At 35.0% G+C, this 22,745-nt stretch carries 19 protein-coding genes; all 19 read left to right on the top strand.

From position 1 onward, the window contains the following. Positions 1-66 precede the first annotated feature (66 nt). The 19 genes from dprA (at position 67) to DFR79_RS08115 (ending at position 22,621) form a co-directional block, all read left to right on the top strand. Complete coding sequence (dprA, locus tag DFR79_RS08205) at positions 67-1,209, top strand: DNA-processing protein DprA (RefSeq protein WP_133515028.1); 1,143 nt, start codon at positions 67-69, stop codon at positions 1,207-1,209. 63 nt (positions 1,210-1,272) lie between these two features. Beyond that, positions 1,273-1,761, top strand: a complete 489-nt coding sequence (locus DFR79_RS08200) for a DUF494 family protein (RefSeq protein ID WP_133515027.1) — start codon at positions 1,273-1,275, stop codon at positions 1,759-1,761. Positions 1,762-1,785: 24 nt separating this feature from the next. Continuing rightward, the gene (gene topA / locus DFR79_RS08195; protein ID WP_133515026.1) at positions 1,786-3,864 is read left to right on the top strand and encodes a type I DNA topoisomerase; all 2,079 of its coding nucleotides are present in this window, start codon (positions 1,786-1,788) and stop codon (positions 3,862-3,864) included. A 280-nt stretch (positions 3,865-4,144) separates the two neighbouring features. Beyond that, positions 4,145-4,714, top strand: a complete 570-nt coding sequence (gene hslV, locus DFR79_RS08190; protein ID WP_279512875.1) for an ATP-dependent protease subunit HslV — start codon at positions 4,145-4,147, stop codon at positions 4,712-4,714. After that, the gene (hslU, locus tag DFR79_RS08185; protein ID WP_208107516.1) at positions 4,686-6,083 is read left to right on the top strand and encodes an ATP-dependent protease ATPase subunit HslU; all 1,398 of its coding nucleotides are present in this window, start codon (positions 4,686-4,688) and stop codon (positions 6,081-6,083) included. Before hslV ends, hslU begins: the two co-directional genes overlap by 29 nt. 29 nt (positions 6,084-6,112) lie before the next feature. Next, complete coding sequence (gene codY, locus DFR79_RS08180) at positions 6,113-6,895, top strand: GTP-sensing pleiotropic transcriptional regulator CodY (protein WP_133515024.1); 783 nt, start codon at positions 6,113-6,115, stop codon at positions 6,893-6,895. Positions 6,896-7,126: 231 nt separating this feature from the next. Beyond that, positions 7,127-7,873: a 30S ribosomal protein S2 gene (gene rpsB, locus DFR79_RS08175; RefSeq protein ID WP_133515023.1), complete on the top strand. Its 747-nt coding sequence runs from the start codon at positions 7,127-7,129 to the stop codon at positions 7,871-7,873. 191 nt (positions 7,874-8,064) lie between these two features. Then, the gene (gene tsf / locus DFR79_RS08170; RefSeq protein WP_133515022.1) at positions 8,065-8,964 is read left to right on the top strand and encodes a translation elongation factor Ts; all 900 of its coding nucleotides are present in this window, start codon (positions 8,065-8,067) and stop codon (positions 8,962-8,964) included. Between the two features lie 115 nt (positions 8,965-9,079). Continuing rightward, a complete protein-coding gene (gene pyrH / locus DFR79_RS08165; RefSeq protein ID WP_133515021.1) occupies positions 9,080-9,799 on the top strand; it encodes a UMP kinase in 720 nt (239 codons plus the stop codon). A 26-nt stretch (positions 9,800-9,825) separates the two neighbouring features. Continuing rightward, a complete protein-coding gene (gene frr, locus DFR79_RS08160) occupies positions 9,826-10,383 on the top strand; it encodes a ribosome recycling factor (protein ID WP_133515020.1) in 558 nt (185 codons plus the stop codon). A 2-nt stretch (positions 10,384-10,385) separates the two neighbouring features. Then, positions 10,386-10,592, top strand: a complete 207-nt coding sequence (locus DFR79_RS08155; RefSeq protein ID WP_133515019.1) for a hypothetical protein — start codon at positions 10,386-10,388, stop codon at positions 10,590-10,592. 50 nt (positions 10,593-10,642) lie between these two features. Beyond that, entirely contained in the window at positions 10,643-11,362 is a 720-nt protein-coding gene (locus DFR79_RS08150; protein WP_133515018.1) for an isoprenyl transferase, read from the top strand. Beyond that, complete coding sequence (locus DFR79_RS08145) at positions 11,355-12,164, top strand: phosphatidate cytidylyltransferase (RefSeq protein ID WP_243727743.1); 810 nt, start codon at positions 11,355-11,357, stop codon at positions 12,162-12,164. The genes DFR79_RS08150 and DFR79_RS08145 overlap by 8 nt, the downstream gene beginning before the upstream one ends. A 5-nt stretch (positions 12,165-12,169) precedes the next feature. After that, on the top strand, positions 12,170-13,231 hold the full coding sequence (ytvI, locus tag DFR79_RS08140; RefSeq protein WP_133515016.1) for a sporulation integral membrane protein YtvI: 1,062 nt from the start codon (positions 12,170-12,172) through the stop codon (positions 13,229-13,231). A 27-nt stretch (positions 13,232-13,258) separates the two neighbouring features. After that, positions 13,259-14,407: a 1-deoxy-D-xylulose-5-phosphate reductoisomerase gene (locus DFR79_RS08135; RefSeq protein ID WP_133515015.1), complete on the top strand. Its 1,149-nt coding sequence runs from the start codon at positions 13,259-13,261 to the stop codon at positions 14,405-14,407. After that, on the top strand, positions 14,398-15,471 hold the full coding sequence (gene rseP / locus DFR79_RS08130) for an RIP metalloprotease RseP (RefSeq protein WP_133515014.1): 1,074 nt from the start codon (positions 14,398-14,400) through the stop codon (positions 15,469-15,471). The genes DFR79_RS08135 and rseP overlap by 10 nt, the downstream gene beginning before the upstream one ends. 76 nt (positions 15,472-15,547) lie before the next feature. Beyond that, positions 15,548-16,600 carry a flavodoxin-dependent (E)-4-hydroxy-3-methylbut-2-enyl-diphosphate synthase gene (gene ispG, locus DFR79_RS08125; protein ID WP_133515013.1) on the top strand — a complete coding sequence of 351 codons (1,053 nt, stop codon included), beginning with the start codon at positions 15,548-15,550 and terminating at the stop codon, positions 16,598-16,600. A gap of 71 nt (positions 16,601-16,671) precedes the next feature. After that, entirely contained in the window at positions 16,672-18,378 is a 1,707-nt protein-coding gene (locus DFR79_RS08120; protein WP_133515012.1) for a proline--tRNA ligase, read from the top strand. Between the two features lie 31 nt (positions 18,379-18,409). After that, complete coding sequence (locus DFR79_RS08115; protein ID WP_133515011.1) at positions 18,410-22,621, top strand: PolC-type DNA polymerase III; 4,212 nt, start codon at positions 18,410-18,412, stop codon at positions 22,619-22,621. Positions 22,622-22,745: the final 124 nt, after the last annotated feature.

Raw genomic sequence — 22,745 nt, 5'->3', positions numbered from 1 at the left:
TTAAGATAAAATTTGATTTTAACAAAATTTGGATATATAATATAATTAAAAATAAGGAGGCAAATTATGGATATTAATGAAATGATAATAATTTTCCTGAATCAGCTGAGTGGATTTGGTCCCAGAACAATTATTGATTTAATAAATAAACTGAATAATCTAGAAGAAATGTGGTCTTTAAATAAGCAGCAGCTAAAAAATCTGGGCTTAACAGATTTTAAAATTAAAAAATTTAATGATCATAAAGAAAAATTTAAACCGCAGGAAATATTTACTGAGTTAAAAAAAGAGCAGATTAGTTATCTTACATTATATAATAATCAATATCCGGACAGGTTAAAAGAAATTTATGATCCTCCACCTGTTATTTTTTATAAAGGAGGTTTAAATTTTCAGCTGCCGGCTGTTGCTATTATAGGATCCAGAAACTCAACTCTTTATGGCCGAAAAATAGCAGGTAAAACAGCTTCAGAGCTGGCTGAAAAGGGGATAAATATTATAAGCGGCCTGGCCAGGGGAATAGACAGTACTGCTCATCAGGGGGCCTTAGCGGCTGATGGTGGAATTACTACAGCAGTTTTAGGGAATGGCTTCAATTATCTTTATCCTTCCCAGAATAAAATGCTGTCTCAAAAAATAATTGATAGAGGTCTAATGTTAACAGAATTTAACGCAGAGATTGCTCCCCGGGCCAGGAACTTTCCCAGAAGAAATAGAATTATCAGCGGACTCTCAGATTTAATTTTAGTAGTTGAGGCTGGAGAAAAGAGCGGAACTCTGATTACAGTTGATTATGCTCTGGAACAGGGAAAAGACGTTATGGCTGTACCAGGAAATATTGATCGTCCCAGTTCTGTTGGCTGTAATAGATTGCTCAAAAAAGGAGCAGCAATTTTCACAAAAGTAAGTGATATTATAGATTATTTAAGTAGATATTTACAGAATAATAAAGAGCAGAATGAATTTGTAGAAACTGATAAATTATTCAATAATATTTATCCCGAGCTTAATTCAGATGAAATTAAAATTCTAAAACTGTTTCAACATGAAATTGAAATATACTATAATGATCTGGTCAGATTAAGTAATCTGGATTCAGAAAAAGTTGATCAAATACTGGTAAAATTAGAGTTAATGAATCTTATAATTCGCCTAAAAGGGAAAAAATATCAATTTAAGGGTTTACAAAATCTCCTTAAACCAATATAATAATATACTAGTTAAAGATTTTTTATGATAGGGAGGCCTAATCGGCAGAAATGCCAGAATAATATGAATAAAAAAGTGATAGAAATTTTAAGTGTTCTTATCCATAAAATGCTGAATGATGAGGATCTCTGGCGGAAACAGGAAGATGTTATAATAGAATTAGAAGACCAGGGTTATACAATTGAAAATATTAGTGAAGCATTTGAAGTTATATTTAGTGAAGTGATTTCTGTTGAAGATCGCGATTTTTATATTGATTATGAGATGCCAAGTGGTTATAACAGAGTATTTACTAAAGTAGAAAATTTTTATTTTAGTAATGAAATTAAGTCCATAATTTATAAATTGAATGGACTTGGTATTTTATCAGCAGATGAGCTGGAAATTATTATTTATAGAATGATGCAGATTGCAAGTGTTGATGATTTAAAGGCTGATCTGGTCTGGGATATTATTAATGATGTTGTTGATGATTCAGAATTAATGCTGACAATTTCAGCTGAAATAAATGAATTTGACAGCAATCTTTTAAAACAACAGAGAGTAAACTAAAAGTTTACTGGAGGTATCAATTTAATGGCAAAGAAAAAGAAGAATTTAGTAATTGTAGAGTCACCTGCAAAGGCAAAGACAATTAAGAAGTTTTTAGGCAGGAATTATAAAGTTGAAGCATCAATGGGTCATGTACGTGATTTACCTAAAAGTAAATTAGGAATCGACTTAGAAAATGATTTTGAACCAAATTATATTACTATTCGGGGTAAGGGAAAAACTTTAAGTAAATTAAGAAAAGCAGCTAAAAAGAGTAAGGATGTATATCTTGCAACTGACCCTGATAGAGAAGGAGAAGCTATTTCCTGGCATCTGGCTTATGCCTTAAAATTATCCGATGAGGAAAATAATAGAATAGAATTTAATGAAATAACTAAAACTGCAATTCAGAATGCAATTAAAAACCCACGGACAATAAATAAAGATTTAGTAGATGCCCAACAGGCCCGGAGGTTACTAGATCGTCTGGTGGGATATCGCTTAAGTCCTCTGCTGTGGAAAAAAGTACGTAAAGGCTTAAGTGCGGGTAGAGTGCAAACTGTTGCAGTTAAAATAATCTGTGAACGAGAAGAAGAAATTAGAAATTTTGATGAGGAAGAATACTGGAGTCTGGAAGTAGAGTTAAAAAATGAGAGTGATGAAAAATTAAAGGCAGATCTATATAGAATTAATAATAAAAAGTTTAAGCTAGAAAGCAAAAAAGAAGTTGATCAGGTAATTGCTGATATCAAAGATCATGATTTTGAAATAATTAAAGTAAAAAAACGTAAAAGAAGAAGAAATCCAAAGTCTCCATTTACAACTTCCACTTTACAGCAGCGAGCTTCAAATAAACTTAACTATACTGCCAAAAAGACAATGTATCTGGCTCAGCAGCTATATGAAGGTATAGATATTGGGAGTTCAGGTACAGTTGGTCTGATTTCTTATATCAGAACCGACAGCACCAGGCTTTCTAATGAAGCAAAAAACGGTGCCAAAGATTATATTCTCAATAAATATGGAGATAAATTTTTGAAAAGTTCAAAGAAAAAATCGAAGAAAAATTCCAATGCTCAGGATGCCCATGAGGCTATCAGACCAACTGATACTCAGAGAACTCCTGAGAAGATGAAAAAACATTTATCCAAAGATCAATATAAATTATATGATCTAATCTGGAAAAGATTTGTTGCCAGTCAGATGAGTCCGGCTCTTTACGAAAGTATATCTGCCCAATTTAAGGCTGGGGAAAAATACAAGTTTAGAGTTAGCGGCTCTCGCCTCTTATTCCCTGGACATTTAATTTTAACTGGAAAAGCAAAAGAAGATGATATTGACCTTCCAGTTTTAAAAGAGGAAGATCAATACAGTTTATTAAAGACAAATCCTGAACAGCACTTTACAACTCCTCCTCCCAGATATTCGGAGGCTACACTTGTAAAAACTCTAGAAGAAGAAGGAATTGGACGTCCGAGTACCTATGCGCCAACATTATCTACCATAGAGTCCCGGGATTATGTAGAAAAAGAAGGTCGTTATTTTAAACCAACAGAACTTGGCGAAACTGTAACTGAACTATTAACTGATTATTTTCCTGATGTAACTGATGTTGAATTTACAGCAGGTTTAGAAAAACGACTGGACGAAATAGAAAAAGGAAATGAAGACTGGAAAAAAATATTGAGAGATTTTTATGAGCCGTTTTATCAGCGTCTGGAAGATGCAAGAGAAAATATGGAAAGTGTCCAGATTGTGGAAGAAACTGATGAAGTCTGCGAAAAATGTGGTAGTCCAATGGTAGTTAAATATGGCCGTTATGGTAAATTTCTGGCCTGCTCCAGTTACCCTGAATGTAAAAACACCAAGCCATATTTAATTAAAACTGGTGTTGACTGTCCGGAATGTGAAGATGGTGAGATCATAGAAAGAACTTCTAAAAAAGGGAGAACTTTTTATGGCTGCAGTAATTATCCAGACTGTAATTTTATGAACTGGAATAAACCTGTTAAAAAACCATGTCCTGAATGCGGTAGTCTGATGGTTGAAAAAACAACTAAAGCCAAAGGAAAACATTATAAATGTACCAATAAAGAATGTGGACATACTGAAAAAGCAGAATAAAATTTGATTTATCTGGCTTTCTTCAAATTTCAAGGAATAATAAATTTGGAGAAAGCCCTTAAAATCAACTCAAGAAAGCGTTTACAATAATAATTATAACTAATAAGATTAAACGCTGTGATATGTAAAAAAATTAGAATATGGTTAAAATATTGTGAAATTAAGAGCGTTAACTTGACATTTTTGATCTTTTCATGGTAATATAAACAAAATAGGTTAAAATATTTTGAATCATGTGACAATTTAAAAATATAAGATTATAAGTAAAGGAGGTTCTAAATTGTCAATTACAGATTTTGAAGCAACTACTATAGTTGCAGTAAAACATAATGGTTGTATGGCCCTGGCTGGAGACGGACAGGTAACCCTGGGTAATACAGTTATGAAAAGTACAGCCAAAAAAGTCAGAAGATTATATAATGGTGAAATTTTAGCTGGATTCGCCGGTACATCTGCAGATGCTTTTACTCTTTTTGAAAAATTTGAAGGTAAACTGGAAGAGTATCATGGAAGTCTGCAGCGGGCAGCAGTGGAGCTGGCCAAAGAATGGCGGACAGATAAAATTTTAAGAAAACTTGAAGCTTTGCTAATTGTTGCAAATCTGGAGGAAATCCTTATTATTTCAGGTAATGGTGATGTGATTGAACCTGATGGCAGGATTACTGCTATTGGTTCTGGTGGCCCTTATGCAAGAGCGGCTGCAATAGCATTATCAAATCATGGTCAAAACCTGAATGCCGGGGATATCGCCAGTGAAGCACTCAAAATAGCGGCTTCTATTTGTATTTATACTAATGAAAATATTACTTTAGAGGAGTTAAATGGAGGTGAGTCTGAAACAGGTGAATAATCAATTAACCCCAAAAGAAATCGTTGCCGAACTGGATAAATATATAATTGGACAGGAAAAAGCAAAAAAATCAGTAGCTATTGCCTTAAGAAATAGGTATAGAAGAAAACTGGTTAAAGATGAGATGAAAGATGAGATAATTCCAAAAAATATTCTGATGATTGGGCCTACTGGTGTTGGTAAAACTGAGATTGCTCGCAGACTTGCTAAAATTGCCAGAGCTCCTTTTATCAAAATAGAAGTGACTAAATTTACTGAAGTAGGTTATGTAGGTCGTGATGTAGAATCAATGATTAGAGATCTTACAGAATCTGCAATTAGAATGGTCAAAGAAGCTAAAATGGAAGAGGTTGAAATTGAGGCTGAGAAACAGGCAATTCAGCGTATTGTAAACCGCATGCTTCCTGGAAAGAAAAAAGATAAAGACAGTTATTATTCTAATCTGGTTGATGATATCAATAAAAAATCAGATGATGTAGATGATCGAATTGCTGCCAGAAAAAAGAGAATGTATCAGAGAATTAAAGATGGTAAGCTGGATGATCAAAAAATAGAAATTGAAGTAGAAGAAAATAATACTCAAATGATGGATGTTTTTTCCGGTTCCGGAGTTGAAGAAATGGGTATTAATTTTAAAGATATGCTGGGAAATATTTTTCCAAATAAAAAACAGAAGAAAAAAGTAACTATTGCTCAGGCTAAAGAAATGCTCAAAGATGAAGAGGCTCAAAAACTAATTGACATGGATCAGGTTAAGTCAGAAGCAATAAAAACTGTTGAGGAAGATGGAATAATCTTTTTAGATGAAATGGATAAGATAGCAGGTAGAGAATCAGGATCCGGCCCAGAAGTTTCAAGACAGGGTGTACAGCGAGATATTTTACCAATTGTGGAAGGCTCAACTGTAAGTACCAAACACGGTTCGGTGAAAACTGATCATATTTTATTTATCGCTGCAGGAGCGTTCCATGTTTCTTCACCAGCAGATTTAATACCAGAACTTCAGGGTAGATTTCCCTTAAGGGTCAATTTAGACAGCCTCAGCCGGGATAATTTTAAGGATATACTGCTGCTGCCTCAGAACTCTCTGGTTAAACAGTACAAGGCTTTATTAGAGACTGAAGGTATAAAGATTAACTTTAGTGAAGAAGCTATAGAAGAAATATCCAGTTTCGCTTATGATATCAACGAAGAGACTGAAAATATTGGAGCCCGAAGGCTGCATACAATAATGGAAAAATTACTGGAGGATCTTTCTTTTGAAGCACCAACTTTAGCTGAACAGGAAATTGAAATTGATGTAGATTATGTTAATGATAAATTAAAAGATGTTGTAGCAAATAAAGACTTAAGTAAATATATTTTATAATTTCAAAACAGAAAATGGAGGAGATTGATATGGGTAGTTTATTAGAAAAAAGCCGAAAGATTAATCGATTATTACAGAGAACAGGTGGAAATGCGGTAGATTTTTCCGATATGGCCTATGTTTTAAAAGAGGCTGTAAGGTGTAATGTATATGTGACAAGCAAAAAAGGCAAAATTTTAGGCTACAGTCTGCGCGATGATTTTGAGTGTGAAATTATGGAAGAAAAAGTAATTGAGCAGGGAGCATTTCCAGAGGAATATAATGATGGATTACTGAGAATTAGGGAAACTAAGTCGAATATTGAACAAAAAGATGGCAAGTGTGTTTTTGCTGATGGTGAAGATTGCTTATTTGAAGATAAATTAACAACGATAGTTCCTGTTATTGGTGGAGGAGATAGACTGGGAACTTTAGTTTTAGCTCGATATGGTTCACCATTTGATGACGAAGATTTAGTCCTTGCGGAATATGGAGCTTCAGTTGTGGGAATGGAAATTCTACGTTCCCGCAGTGAAAGAATAGAAAAAGAAGCCCGCAAAAAGGCAGCAGTTCAAATAGCGATTGATACCTTATCTTATTCCGAATTAGAGGCTATTGAACATATTTTTGAAGAATTAGATGGAGAAGAAGGTTTATTAGTAGCAAGTAAAGTAGCGGATAGAGTGGGTATAACAAGATCTGTTATTGTAAATGCTCTCCGTAAATTTGAGAGTGCTGGTGTAATTGAATCTCGTTCATTAGGAATGAAAGGAACATATATTAAAGTCCTTAATGATAATTTATTAGATGAATTAGAAAAGGTTAAAGGATAATTTTTAGTAACTAATTTGAGTTTGCAGGCTCCTCTGATTATTTGAGGAGCCTTTTAACTGCTGCCGAAAAGAATTATCTAAAAAAGCTTGATTAAATTCTGAGTCTATGGTATACTTTTTTGTGGCAAAATACACACGATAGTTGATCTAAATGCTGGTGCTGTATTTTATACAGTTGTGTTTAGAGTTGATGCTGTCGGAGGCTAAAACCAGAAAGGAGGTGCAGGAGTTATGTCAGTTGTAAACATGAAACAACTCCTCGAATCGGGTGTTCATTTTGGTCATCAGACTAAGAGATGGAACCCAAAGATGAAACAATATATTTTCACCGAAAGAAATGGAATTTATATCATTGACCTTCAGCAGACAGTTAAGTTAATTGATAAAGCTTATAACTTTGTCAAGGAACAGGCTGCTCAGGGAAAAAATGTATTGTTTGTTGGAACTAAGCGTCAGGCACAGGAAACTGTTAAAAAAGAAGCTGAAAAATGCGGAATGCCTTATGTTAATCAGCGTTGGCTAGGTGGTATGTTAACAAATTATAATACCATCAAAAAACGTATTGATCGTTTAGAAGAAATCGAGCAAATGGAAGAAGAAGGAATTTTTGAAGTTCTTCCTAAAAAAGAGGTTATCGACTTAAAGAAAGAACACGATAAGCTTGAGAGATTCCTCGGTGGAATTAGAGATATGAATGGTTTACCAGATGTAATCTTTATTACAGATGCAAGAAAAGAAGATATCGCAGTTTCTGAAGCTAGAAAACTGGATATCCCAATTGTATCAATTTTAGATACAAACTGTGATCCAGATCTGATAGATTATGTCATTCCTGGTAATGATGATGCTATTAGAGCTGTCAAATTGATTACCAGTGTTATTTCTGACGCAGTACTTGCTGGAAAGCAGGGCAGACAGGAAGCTGAAGCTAAACAAGAAGAAGCTGAAGTTGAAGTTGAAGAAAATACTGCTGAATAATTAAGACTTAATAAAAAGCGCTGGTAAAGTTTTTATGCTTTGCAGCGCTTTTTTCTAGCATAATTTTAACTATATTTAATTCAAAATAGTAAATATCAATTAATAATTGTTATTAAAACACTAAGGAATTAAAATACTAAGAAAAATGATTAATATTATTTTATAAGTTATTATAAGGAGGTTTTTAATAAATGGGAGTTACAATGAAAGATATAAAAGAGCTGCGTTCCCGTACCGGTGCAGGTGTTCTTGACTGCAAAAAAGCTCTAAATAAGGTTGACGGCGATATTGAAGCTGCTGTTGAATACTTAAGAGAAAAAGGTATGGCAGCTGCTGCTAAAAAAGCAGGTAGAGTTGCTGCCGAAGGATTAGTAAGCTTAAATATAAGTGATGATCGTAAGAAAGGTGTTCTGGTTGAGGTTAACTCTGAGACTGATTTTGTTGCTAAAAATGACAACTTCCAGTCCCTTGTTTCTGACATTTCTGAGCATTTAATGCAGAGTCAAGCTGAAGATGTAGAAACTGTCGAAAATGAAGCCTGGTTTAAAGATGAGAAAGAAACTGTTAGTGATGTTATTAAAGCAGCCATTGCTAATATTGGTGAAAATATAAATTTGAGAAGATTTAAGAGAGTCGAAACAGATGGCTATTTATTTGGATATATCCATATGGGTGGAAAAATTGGTGTTTTAGTTGAATTTGCAAATGAATTTGCAGAAGAGAAAGCTCAAGCTGCTAAAGATGTGGCAATGCATATTGCTGCAATCAATCCAGAGTTTTTAGATCGTGACTCTGTAGATTCGGAATCTATAGAAAAAGAAAAGAAAATTTATAAGGAACAGATGTTAAACGAAGGTAAACCTGAGCATATTCTTGATCAAATTGTAGAAGGTAAGATCAATAAGTATTATACACAGGTCTGTCTTTTAGAGCAGCCATTTGTTAGAGATGATGATAAAACTGTTGCTGAAGTATTGAAAGAAAATGATATGGAAGTTAAACAGTTTACACGTTTTGAAATTGGTGAAGGTATTGAAAAGAAAGAAGAGGACTTTGCTGCTGAAGTTGCTGCTATGACAAAAAATCAATAATAATTAAAAAAGGAGAGCACTGGAGAGAGTGTTCTCTTTTTTTAAGTAAATTTGCTTATAAAAAAGGAATTAGCTAAAAATTGAAGAATAATATTTAATGGAGGTTAATTATATAATGACGGAAAAACCAGTTTATTCAAGAATACTGCTGAAGATTAGTGGGGAGGCACTGGCCGGTAATAACGGTTTTGGTATTGATCCCGAAATGATTAAAAAAATTGCAGCTGAAATTAGTGATGTTGTCAAAACTACAAATGTTGAGATGGCAGTTGTAGTTGGTGGAGGTAATATATTTAGAGGGATTGCTGGTAGTGCTAAAGGAATGGATCGCGGTACAGCTGATTATATGGGGATGCTGGCAACTGTAATCAATGCTTTAGCATTACAGGATGCCATCGAAAAATTTGATATTGAAACCCGTGTTCAATCTGCAATTGAGATGCGCCAGATTGCTGAGCCCTATATTCGTCGTCGTGCAATTAGACATCTGGAAAAAGGTAGAGTTGTGATCTTTGCTGCTGGCACAGGAAATCCATTTTTCTCAACTGACACTACTGCTGCTCTAAGGGCTGCAGAAATATCTGCAGATGTAATTTTAATGGCTAAAAATGTTGATGGGATCTATGATTCTGACCCCAGTGTTAATGAAGATGCTCAAAAACATGAGTCTTTATCCTATATTGATTTATTAAATAATTCTCTTAGGGTTATGGACTTTACCGCTGTTTCTCTCTGTATGGACAATAAAATACCTTTAAAAGTTTTTGCAGTTAAAAAAGAAGGTAATATTAAACGGGTATTACTCGGCGAAAACATTGGAACTTCTGTTAGTTAATAATTAGATCTGAGGAGGACAAATTTATGTTTAGAGAAGTGATGAAAGAAACAGAAAAAAAGATGGAAAAGACACTTGAAAAAACCAAAGAAGATTTAAATACTATTAGAACTGGTAGAGCCAGACCCTCACTTGTGGAAAATATAAAAGCAAACAATTATGGAGTCGCCACTCCCATTCAGCAGATGGCCAAAGTTTTTGCTCCTGAAGCCAGACAGATAGTAATTGAACCCTGGGATAAGAATAATATTGAAACTATTGAAAAGGCTATTATGCAGGAGAATTTGGGCCTTAACCCCAGTAATGATGGTAGTGTAATTAGAATTAATATTCCTCAGTTAACAGAGGAAAGAAGAAAAGAACTTGTTAAAATTCTGCATGAAAAAGCGGAAAAAGGAAGAATTGCAATCCGGGCAATTAGAAGAGAATCCAATGAAGAACTTGAAATGTTAGAAGAAGAGGGAGAAATCTCAGAAGATAATATGCACCGCGGTCTGGAAAATGTTCAGGAATTAACTGATGAGTATATCGGTAAACTTGATAATATTGTTGAGAAAAAAGAAGAAGAGATTATGGAAGTTTAAAAATGAAATTTTCTAAACTTTTAGCTTCCCCACTGGATAAAGCAGTTGAATTTATGGAAAAACAGCAGTTTGAATACAGATTAAAAGAAATAAAACCTCCATTTCAAAATAATGATCATCTTAAAAATAAAGGACTCAAACGAGTACTAAAGATCGAAGAAGAAAAAAGTTTTTACCTAATAACCTGGTCTTTTCAATATAACAGCTAATTTATACCCCCTTTTTAGGGGGTAATTAATTAATTGGAAGGGATGATTTAATGAATACTCCCAAAAACATTGCAATAATTATGGATGGAAATGGTCGCTGGGCAGAACAAAGAAATAAAAGCCGAAGTGCCGGCCACAAAGAGGGTGTTAAAACTCTTAAAAAAATAGTAAAAGCCGCAGTAAACTTAAAAGTTGAGTCATTAACTGTGTATGCTTTTTCAACTGAAAATTGGAAAAGACCAAAAGCAGAAGTTGATTTTTTGCTAACTTTAATGAAAAGAACAATGCGCAATGAAGTAGATGAACTTTTAGAAAATGGAGTTCGAGTTCAATTTCTGGGTAGAAAAACCAATCTTTCTAATAATTTGATTAAGGAAATTAATAATATAGAAAAAAGATCTGCTGAAAACAGTAATTTGACTTTAAATATTGCTTTTAATTATGGTGGGAGAGCAGAAATTACTGATGCCGCCAAAAAAATAGCTGAAGATTATAAGAATGGTAAAATTGTGTTAAATAAGTTTGAGGAAAAAGATTTTGCCTCTTATTTATATCAGGAGGAACTGCAGAATATAGAATTATTGATCAGAACAGGTGGAGATCTGAGACTGAGTAATTTTCTACTCTGGCAGTCTGCTTATGCAGAATTATATTTTACGGACAAGTTCTGGCCTGATTTTGCTGAATCAGATTTAAAACAGGCCCTTAAAGAATTCAAAAATAGAGAAAGAAGATTCGGCGGCTTAAATGACGGTGATCATCATGCTTAAAAAAAGAATTATTAGTGCAATTATTGGTATTTTATTATTAATATTTTTAGTTTTTGCAGGTTCACTGCCTTTTTTTATTACCGTCAGCATGATCACTGTGCTTGCTGTTAGAGAATACAGCCGAATGCTTGAAATCCAATCAAAATTATTAAGAAGTATACTTGCAGCCTCTGCTGTATTGATTGTTTTTAATGTTTATCTTATTTCTAATAACTTTAATTATTTACCTTCTGGTATTATATTTTTTATTATTACTTTTGCTCTTTATCTTTATAATTTATATGATTATCAGGAAGTGGAATTCATTAAAAACTTAAGCCATCAATTATTTTCAGTTATTTACATTGGTGGTGGTCTATCTTTTGCGGTTTTTTTAAGAGATATTAATCAGGGTGTATTTGTAAATACCAGTGCTTTATGGCTGGTTTTAATCGCCACCTGGCTGACCGATTCCGGGGCTTATTTTGTCGGTAAAAGGTTTGGTAAAAAAGCAATGGCCCCGGTGATTAGCCCGAATAAAACTGTCGCTGGTGCGGTTGGGGGAATTTTTACCACAGCAATTTTTATAATATTTGCTTCTCTTTTTTTAGAAGTTTTTAATATTTATTATTTTATTTTCGCTTTTTTATTTCCAGTTGTGGCAATCATGGGAGATTTATTTGAGTCCTGTATTAAACGAAGTTTTAGAGTAAAAGATACAGGTACAATTATACCAGGTCATGGTGGGATACTTGATCGCTTTGACAGTTTCATTTTTACAGCACCATTTACCTATTATTTTATAATTTTATTATTGGGGTGAATTAGATGATAATTAACAAATGGTATATTAAATATTTTTTAATGTTCTTATCTTTATTAATTAGTTTAGTTATTTTGGAACATGTATTTATATATTTCACCCCTTTTATTATTGCGGCTGTTATCGCAAGTTTAATTAATCCTTTTGTAGATTATATAGATCAAAAGGTTCCTATACACCGGGGTTTTTCAGTGATTGGGGTTCTGATTTTGGTAATAGTAATCCTATTAACAATGATTATTATCGGTGGTGCTCAGGGGTATTTGGAATTAAACAGGCTGCTTAAAAACTTACCTGACTACCGTTCTATCGATTCGCAAATCAAATGGTTTTCAGAACAAAACCAGCAGTTTGAGACATTTATGGAAAACTGGGAAATATCTGATGCTGTCCGGGATGCGATTAACAGTAATTTGCAGTTGTTATATAATGGAATTAGAGATGCATTAATTTCTGTCATTAATTCTATCTTAGAATTTTTGACCAGACTGCCAAGCTTATTTATGATTCTTTTTATTGCTTTTATTGCTGCTTTTTTTATCAGCAGAGATCGTGATCATATTAAAGAATTTCTAATTAACATTTTTCCGGAAGAGGTGCAGCCTAAAATTGCAAATGTTTTTACTCAGCTAAACCGTTCAGCAGTTGGATATATTAGGGCGATGTTGATCTTAATTTCTATTACTGGTGTGGTTGCCGGGTTAGGAGCGAGATTAATAGGTAATCAATATGCCTTAATTGTAGGGGTGGCAGCAGCTGTACTGGATTTAATTCCAATTATTGGACCAGCTCTTTTATTTTATCCCTGGATTGTGACTTCAATTATATTTGGTAACTTTTCTCAGGCTTTTGCTATTTTTATTTTACATTTGTTTCTGTCTGCTATACGCTCAGCTTCAGAAGGTAAGATTATGGGAAAAAGTCTGGGTTTACATCCTTTAGCAACAATGATTGCTCTTTTTTCGGGATATAGAATTTTAGGAGCCATTGGTTTTGTGGTCGGCCCAACTTTTTTAGTTATAATTAAGGCAATAGTTGATTCTGATTTAATAGATATTAAAGATTAATTAAAATAGAAGTTTGAGGTGAAAATTATGAAAGAAATTACAATTCTGGGTTCTACAGGCTCAATTGGAACCCAGACTTTAGAAGTAATAGATAATTTAAATAACTGGAAGATTAAGGCTTTAAGCGCCTATCAGAATGTTGATCTTCTTTTTAAACAGATAAAAAAATATCAGCCTGAATTTGTAGTGATGGTAGAGCAGGAGGCGGCCTCCAAGCTGAAGTCTAAATTGAAAAATCAGAAAACTGAAGTCTTAGCTGGCAAAAATAATTTACAGACTGCTGCTGCAGAAGATGTCGATCTCTTACTAAATGCAATTGTTGGTTTCGCTGGCCTTGAACCGTCAGTGGCAGCTGCGAAGGCAGGTAATGATATTGCACTGGCAAACAAGGAAAGTCTAGTCAGTGGTGGACCTGTCTTAACCCGATTAGTTAAAGAAAAAGGGGTTAAGCTGCTGCCTGTTGATAGTGAACACAATGCGATTTTTCAACTTCTAATGGGGCATGAACAGGAATTAAATGAGATTATTTTAACTGCCTCTGGTGGTCCTTTCTTTTCTTATTCCAGAGAGGAATTAACTCAGGTGTCAGTAGAAGATGCACTTAATCATCCCAACTGGGAAATGGGCAGTAAAATAACTATTGACTCAGCTTCCTTAATGAATAAAGGTTTGGAAGTTATTGAGGCTCACTGGTTATTTGATTGTGCTTATGATGATATTAAAGTCCTGGTTCATCCACAGAGTATTGTTCATTCCATGATTAGATTAGTTGATGGGACAGTACTGGCTGAGATGGGACCTGCTGATATGAAAATACCAATTCAATATTGTTTAACTTATCCAGAAAGAAATAAAACTGCAGGTAATAATTTAGAGCTTGACCAAATTACAGCTTTAGAATTTTTCCCGGCAGATACTGATAAATTTCCTAATTTAAAATATGCATATACAGCTGGTAAAGCAGGAGGAACTTTTCCTGCAGTTTTAAATGCTGCTAATGAAGCAGCAGTTTACAGTTTTTTAAGGGGAGAAATCCCATTTTTAGCTATGAGTCGAGTTGTTGCTTCGGTTCTGGATCAGCATCAAAATATTTCAGATCCCGATTTGGAGGCTATCTTGACATCTGATCAGGAAGCTCGCCGCTTAGCTGTGGAGGTTATTAAAGAATGGTTTTAACTATTGTTTCTTTTATTGTTGTACTGGGTATTTTAGTTTTTATACACGAGTTTGGTCATTATATTACAGCAAAAAAATCTGATATAATGGTCTCTGAATTTGCATTAGGTTTTGGTCCAAAATTACTTTCTAAAAAAGTGGGAGAAACAGTATATTCCATTAGAGCAATTCCACTTGGCGGTTTTTGCAATATGGTGGGAGAGTTTCCTGCTGATGAGTCAATGCCGGAAGAAGAAAGAAAAATTTATGATCAGGCAAAAGAAAATGGCCGTCTTTTTACACAAAAACCAGCTTTTAAGCGTCTTGCAGTGATTTTTATGGGACCAATTATGAACTTTTTACTTGCTGCTTTAATTTTCATTCTGACTTTTGCTATCTTTGGTGTACCAACTTCTACCACAGAAAAAGCTATTTTAGGTAGAGTTATACCCGAACAACCAGCTGCCGAAGCTGGTCTAAAAGCTAATGACCGCATCCTGGCAATAAATGGCCAGGAAATTAGCAGCTGGCAGGAAATGTCTGAGTTAATCAGAAATAATGCCAATCAGAAAATAACGATTCGCTATCAGCGGAATGAAGAAATAAATACAATTAGTTTAACTCCTGTGTTGAGTGAAGAAAGCAACCAGGGTGTAATCGGTGTTTATCCTCAGTTAGTTAGAGAGAATCTCTCTATTGGCAATTCAATAACTATGGGGCTGCAGCAGACTTATCAGGTTTTTAAGATGACGATTATGGGTTTTGTACAGATGTTTAGGGAGAGTTCTGCCGAAGATATTGGTGGACCAATTATGATTGCTTCAATTATCGGCCAGGCAGCTAGAAGAGGTCTTTTGAATGTTTTAAGTTGGACCGCCATTATTAGCATTAATTTAGGGATTATCAATTTGTTTCCCTTCCCAGCATTAGATGGAGGAAGAATATTATTTATTTTTATAGAAATAATTAGAGGTAAGCCTGTAGATCCACGCAAAGAAAGTTATGTCCACCTAATCGGTTTTGCTCTGCTAATGATTCTTATGATCTTCATTATTTATAATGATCTAATGCGGACTTTCTTTTGATAATTAGGGGATTCAAAAAGATATTTACATGCAATAGTGAATTATTTTGACTAGTAATAATCTACAGAGGTGAATTATGTATAATAGAAGAAAATCAAAAATTGTTAATTTTGCTGAACAGCCTGTAGGAGGAGATGCTCCGGTTTCTGTGCAGTCAATGTGTAATACTAAAACTGAAAATGTAGAAGCTACTGTTAAGCAGATCAAAGCACTGGAAGCAGTAGGCTGTGAGATAATTAGAGTTGCAGTTCCTGATAAAAATGCAGCTCGAGCTCTATCAGAAATTAAGCAGAAAATTAAAATTCCTCTGGTAGCGGATATTCATTTTGATTATCAGCTGGCTTTAATGGCAGTTGAAAATGGTGTTGATGCTTTAAGAATTAACCCTGGAAATATCGGTAGTGATCAGAGAGTCAAGGAAGTTGCTTTAGCCTGTAAAGAAAATGATATTCCAATCAGAGTTGGCAGTAATTCTGGTTCCATTGAGGCAGAATTAATAAAAAAATATGGAGGGCCAACAGCAGAAGCAATGGTAGAAAGTGCACTCAGAAATGTCAGGGTTTTAGAAGAAAATGATTTTAGACAGATTGTGATTTCTCTTAAATCAAGTCAGATCTCTACCACCCTGAAAGCCTATAAATTAATGGCAGAAAGGGTTGATTATCCTTTCCATATTGGGATTACTGAATCTGGAACTCCCTGGAGGGGAACAATTAAATCTGCTGCCGGTATTTCTTCACTTTTAACTCAGGGACTGGGTGATACTCTGAGGGTTTCTTTAACTGGTGATCCAGTGGAAGAGGTCCGGGTAGGCTGGCAGATTTTAAAGTCTCTGGAAATCAGAAAAAAGGGAGTTGAGATTATTTCCTGTCCCACCTGCGGTCGAACCAATATTGATTTAATTGCTTTAGCAGAAAAAATAGAAAAAGAGATAATGAAAATTGATAAGGAGATTACTGTAGCTGTAATGGGCTGTGCAGTTAATGGTCCGGGAGAAGCTAAAGAAGCTGATATTGGTGTTGCAGGAGGAGTCGAATCTGGTTTAATTTTTAAATCCGGAGAAATCATCAAAAAAGTAGAAGAGGACCAGCTTTTAGAGGAATTAATGAAAGAAATAAATAAACTTTAATTTTTGAATAAGATGGTTGAGCATAAAATTATAATAATTTTTAAAGATTAGAAATAGGAGTGATTTATAAGATGCGCATGTCAAAATTATACTTACCAACTTTAAAAGAAGACCCAGCTGAAGCTGATGTAGTCAGCCATAAACTGATGCTGAGGGCAGGAATGATGAGAAAACATTCTTCAGGTATTTATTCTTATCTTCCCTTAGGTTATAGAGTCATTAAAAAGATTGAAAAAATATGCAGAAAACATATGGATAACAGTGAAGCACAGGAACTTCTGCTGCCGATTATGCAGACTTCTAAAATCTGGAAGGACTCCAAAAGATGGGATAAATTTGGTCCTTTAATGATTAAATTTAATGACCGTAAGGCACGCGAATACTGTCTGGGTCCCACTCATGAGGAAGTTGTAACTGATCTAGTTAAAGATGAAGTTCGTTCATATAAAGATTTACCATTAAATTTATATCAAATTCAGACCAAGGTTAGAGATGAAATCAGACCCCGTTTTGGTGTAATGAGGGGCCGGGAATTTATTATGAAAGATGCCTACAGCCTTGATATTGATTATGAGGGGCTGGATAAAAGTTATCAGGCTATGTATGATGCTTATGAGAGAATCTTTGCAGAATGCGGTCTAGAAGCTGTTGCAGTTGAAGCAGATACAGGTGCTATGGGTGGAAAAGACTCACACGAATTTATGGTGCTTGCTGATTCAGGTGAAGATGAAATTGCTTTCTGCAGTCACTGTGATTATGCAGCAAATGTTGAGAGAGCTACTTCCCAAAAGACCGAAATCGACTTTGAAGTGGAGGCAGAAGCTGAAAAAATACATACTCCAGAAATTAAAACAATCAGTGAACTGGAAGAATATCTGGAAGTTCCAGCTGCTAAAATGATGAAAGCAGTAGCAGTAGTAGCTGATGGAGAAGCAGTATTAGCTTTAGTTTCTGGTGAAGATGAACTAAATGAAATCAAATTAACTAATTATCTGCAGGCAAATGAGCTGCGGGCTGCAGAAGATAAAGAATTTGTAGAGCTTTTCAACAGTGTACCTGGTTTTATTGGTCCAGTTGATCTAGATGATGTCCGGATAATTGCAGATCAGAGACTTAAAAATATGTCGGGAGCCATTGTTGGGGCTAATGAAAAAGATTATCATCTTAAAAATGTAAAGAGCGGCAGAGATTTTGAGGTCGAAGCTTTTACTGATCTTCGTTCGGTTAGAGGTGGAGAAAGATGCCCCAAATGTGATCAGGGTAAATTAAATATCAAAGAGGGAATTGAAGTTGGTCATATTTTCAAGCTGGGAACTAAATACAGTGAAAACATGGGAGCAAATTATCTGGATGAAAACGGAAAAGCTCAGCCAATAGTAATGGGAAGTTATGGGATAGGGATTACCCGTCTGGTTGCTGCAGCAATTGAGCAGAATAATGATCAGTATGGAATTAAGTGGCCTCAAGCTATTGCTCCCTATCAGATTATTATTCTTCCATTAGGTAATGATGATTCAGTTCAGAAAAAATCCGAAGAAATCTATCAGAATTTAAAAGCAGAGGGCTGGGAAGTTTTAATAGATGATCGTAAAGAAAGAGCAGGTGTAAAGTTTAATGATTCCGAATTAATTGGAGTGCCCCTGCGCTTAACAATTGGTTCACGCTCTCTTGAAAATGGAGTTGTGGAAGCAATGATTAGAGAAAATAACAAAAAAATGGAAATTGAACTGGATAATCTGCGGCCGAAAGTAAAAGAGCTATTTACAGAAATCTCTTAAGTTCTATTTTTTCATCTGGAAGGAGTATTTAATGACAAAAGCAATTACCTTAAGAGAAAGTAAAAATCTATATAAATATTTAATTTGTGATCAGGAAAAAAGGACTCTCTATTGTATTACAGATAATTCTGATTCATCGGCAGTCAAAGCTGAAATTCAAAAGAAAATTAACTTTGATTTAAGTTCTTATCAATTACAAATAATTTCTGATCTAAGCCCGAAAGAGGAATTATTTTTAATCTGGCCTCAGATAATTAAAGATTTTGAGGTATATTTTTCTTTCAGTAATAACTGGCTGAAAAGAGCTCAGCTGTTTTTAGAAAATCAGGAGTTAAAAATAAAAGTTGAAACAAAGATGGCCCAGAAAAACCTGGCCCAGCCAAAAGTAATTGATTTTCTAAAAAACAATACTGGTAAATATTTAAAACAGATAAAAAAAGTTAGTGTCCATAATGGAGACTTTTTGCCTGAGATCGAAGAAAAATCAGATCCCAGCAAATTCAAACAGCGTTCCGAAAGAACTGCTCCGCCTTCTCAAAATTATTCAAATGGAGGCTCTAAGTCCTCTAAAAAGAAGAGGACAATGAATAAAGACCGTTATGGGCGAGTGATAAGGGGCAAAAAAACTCATGATCTTATAGATCTGGATATGGAAATCCCTTCAGTAATTGTAGAGGCTGATTTATTTGATATTGATGTTCGTCAGACCCGCAAGGGCAGTTATCTATATATCTTGAAGATTACTGATTATGAGAGTTCAATTTCTGCAAAAACTTTCTGTGATGAAAAAGATGATTTTCTTGACAGCTTAAATAAGGGTCAGCATCTAAAAATCAGAGGTAAAGTTGCTTTTGATCCCTATAGTAAAGAATGGGGTATTATCTTTAATGATTTAATTCCCTTAGCAAAAGAAAGCCGTCAGGATAAGGCAGAAGAAAAAAGAGTGGAACTACACCTGCATACTCAGATGAGTGCCATGGATTCGATCATCAATGTAAAAGATGTAGTTAAAAGAGCTGGAGAATGGGGCCATAAGGCAATCGCAATCACTGATCACGGTGTTGTTCAGGCATTTCCTGATGCCTATGCTGCTGGCGAGAAACATGGAGTTCAGATCATCTATGGAGTTGAAGCTTATTTAGTTGATGATGGTGAACCAATAATCCATAACCCTTATCCGGAAAATTTAGATCAAACAGAATTTGTGATATTTGATCTGGAGACTACTGGTTTAAATCCATCTCAGCATGAAATAATTGAAATCGGTGCCGTTAAATTTAAAGATGGAGAAAAAATTGATGAATTTAAATCATTTATTAATCCTGGAGTACAGATACCGGCTAAAATTACTGAAATTACTGGTATTAATGATCGGATGGTCAGGGATGCTCCTCCCCTGGAAACAGTAATAAATGATTTTATTGATTTTGCAGGTGAGGGAGTCCTGGTGGCTCATAATGCTGATTTTGATTACGGTTTTATTAGAACTGCACTTGAAAATTTAAAAATAGAAAAAGATGATTATACTGTTCTGGACACTCTGGGGCTTTCCCGGGCTGTAGTTAAAGATAGTAAAAATCATAAGTTAAACACTCTGGCAAAATATTTTGGTGTTGATCTAGAAAATCACCACAGAGCTTTAGATGATGCAGCTGCAACTGCAGAAGTTCTGACAAATTTGCTTGAGATTATTAAAGAAGATGGCTGTCAGAATTTAAATCAAATTAATAGCTATACTTCCAAAATTGACTGGAAAGATTTAAGACCATTCCACGCTGTGATACTGGCAAAAAACAAAAAAGGTTTAAAAAACCTTTATAAATTGATTTCTATCTCACATTTAAATAATTTTTATAAAAAACCCAGAATTTTAAAAAGTGTACTCCTGCAGCACCGCGAAGGTTTGATTATTGGTTCAGCCTGTGAGGCGGGTCAGATTTATAAGGCTTTTGTTAACAACAAGCCTCGGAGCGAGATCAAAAAAATAGCAAAGCTCTATGATTATCTTGAATTACAGCCTCTAGGTAATAATCAATTCTTAATTCCAGATAAGGTTAATTCTAAAGAAGATTTAAAAGAAATTAACAAAAAGATTTATCAGCTTGGTCAGGAGCTGGGTAAACCCGTGGTAGCTACAACAGATGCTCATTTTTTAGATCCTAAAGACAGTATCTTTAGAGAAATTTTACAGACCGGTCAGGGTTTTAAGGATGCCGATCAGCAGCCACCTATTTATTATAGAACTACAGAGGAAATGCTGGAGGAATTTGCTTATTTTGGTGTGGAAACTGCAAAGGAAATTGTAGTAGATAATCCAAATAAGATAGCAGCACAGATTGATAAAATAAAGCCGATTCCGGATGGCCTATTTACTCCAGAAATTGAAGGAGCAGAAGCAGAAATACGTAAAATGTCCTATGAGAGAGCCCATCAGTTTTATGGAGAAAAACTGCCACAGCTGGTAATAGACAGACTGGAAAAAGAATTATCTTCAATTATTGAAAACGGATTTGCTGTTATCTATTTAATAGCTCATAAACTGGTAAAAAAATCCCTGGAAGATGGTTATCTTGTTGGTTCCAGAGGCTCAGTTGGTTCTTCCTTTGTAGCTACAATGACTGAAATCACAGAGGTTAATCCATTACCTCCTCATTACCGCTGTCCTGAATGTTCTAAACATGAGTTTATTACTGATGGTTCAATTGGAACCGGGGTAGATTTACCAGATAAAGTCTGTCCACACTGTGGTTGTGAATACATCAAAGACGGATTTGATATACCTTTTGAAGTCTTTATGGGTTTTAAGGGAGATAAAGTACCGGATATAGATTTAAACTTTTCCGGTGAATATCAAAGTAAGATTCATAAATATACGGAAGAATTTTTTGGTAGAGATTATGTCTATAAAGCGGGTACCATTTCTACAATCGCAGACCGGACTGCTTTTGGTTTTGTCAAAAATTATCTTGATGATAAAGGAATGGAAGTTAAGAGGGCAGAAATTGACCGTCTGGTAGCTGGCTGTACAGGTGTACGCAGAACAACAGGACAGCACCCGGGTGGTTTGATGATTGTACCAAAAGCTAACAGTATCTTTGATTTTAGTCCAATTCAGCATCCAGCCAATGATCAGGATACAGATATCAGAACAACCCACTTTGATTATCATTCGATCAGTGGTAGGATTTTAAAACTTGATTTACTGGGGCATGATGATCCCACTTCACTTAGACTGCTGCAGGATATGACAGGCATTGAACCCAAAGATATTCCTCTGGATGACCCGGATACAATGAGTATTTTTTCGGGGACGGAAAATCTGAATGTTGATCCAGATTTACTGGGAACCGATATTGGAACTCTCGGAATTCCTGAGTTTGGAACATCATTTGTGCAGCAGATGCTCAGAGATACCAGGCCAACCACTTTTGCTGAACTGGTTCGAATTAGTGGACTATCTCACGGGACAGATGTCTGGCTGAACAATGCTCAGAATTTGATTAGAGATGGTAAAGCAGAGCTGGCCGAAGTTATTTCTGTTCGTGATGATATTATGAACTATCTCTTACAGCGCGGGGTTGAATCCTCAACAGCTTTCTGGATTATGGAGCATGTTCGTAAAGGTAAAGGTTTAACTGAGGAAGAAGAACAGGCAATGCGCGGAAATAATGTGCCGGACTGGTATATTGATTCCTGTAAGAAGATTAAATATATGTTTCCCAAAGCACATGCTGCAGCCTATGTAACTATGGCTTATCGAATTGCTTATTTTAAAGTTCATCATCCTGCTGCCTTTTATACCACCTATTTTTCCATTAAAGCTGGTGATTTCGATGCTCAGCTGGCCTGTAATGGCAGACAGACAGTGATTAATAAAATAGAAGAACTGGAAGCTTTAGGAAATGAGATGACAGCAAAAGAAAGTGGAACCCTAACTGTTCTGCGGATTGTACTGGAAGCAATGATGAGAGGGATTGAGTTTCTACCGGTTGATATATATGAATCTGAGACCAATCGATTTATTAAAAAAGATGATAATAAACTTTTAGCACCTCTAATCAGTCTGCAGGGATTGGGAGGTAGTGCTGCCGAAAGTGTGGTTAGCGAAAGACAAAAATCTGATTTCACCTCAATTGAGGAATTATCAAATAGAACTTCACTTACTTCTACAGTTATTGAGATCTTAAGAGAACACGGTTCTCTGGCTGGAATGCCGGAGAGAAATCAACTATCTCTGTTTTAGATTCGAGATGCTGGTACCGGGTACTTGGAAAATTCTGGGAATTAAATATTCATTTTAACTTTATTTATTAATCCAGCATTTTCCAAGTACCCGGTACCGTTAACCGTTAAAAAACTTGCAAGTC

Source organism: Halanaerobium saccharolyticum (assembly GCF_004362045.1).
Lineage (GTDB): Bacteria > Bacillota > Halanaerobiia > Halanaerobiales > Halanaerobiaceae > Halanaerobium > Halanaerobium saccharolyticum_C.
The sequence above is the reverse complement of the archived record's forward strand: the minus strand, read 5'-3'. Positions and strand labels throughout refer to the sequence as shown.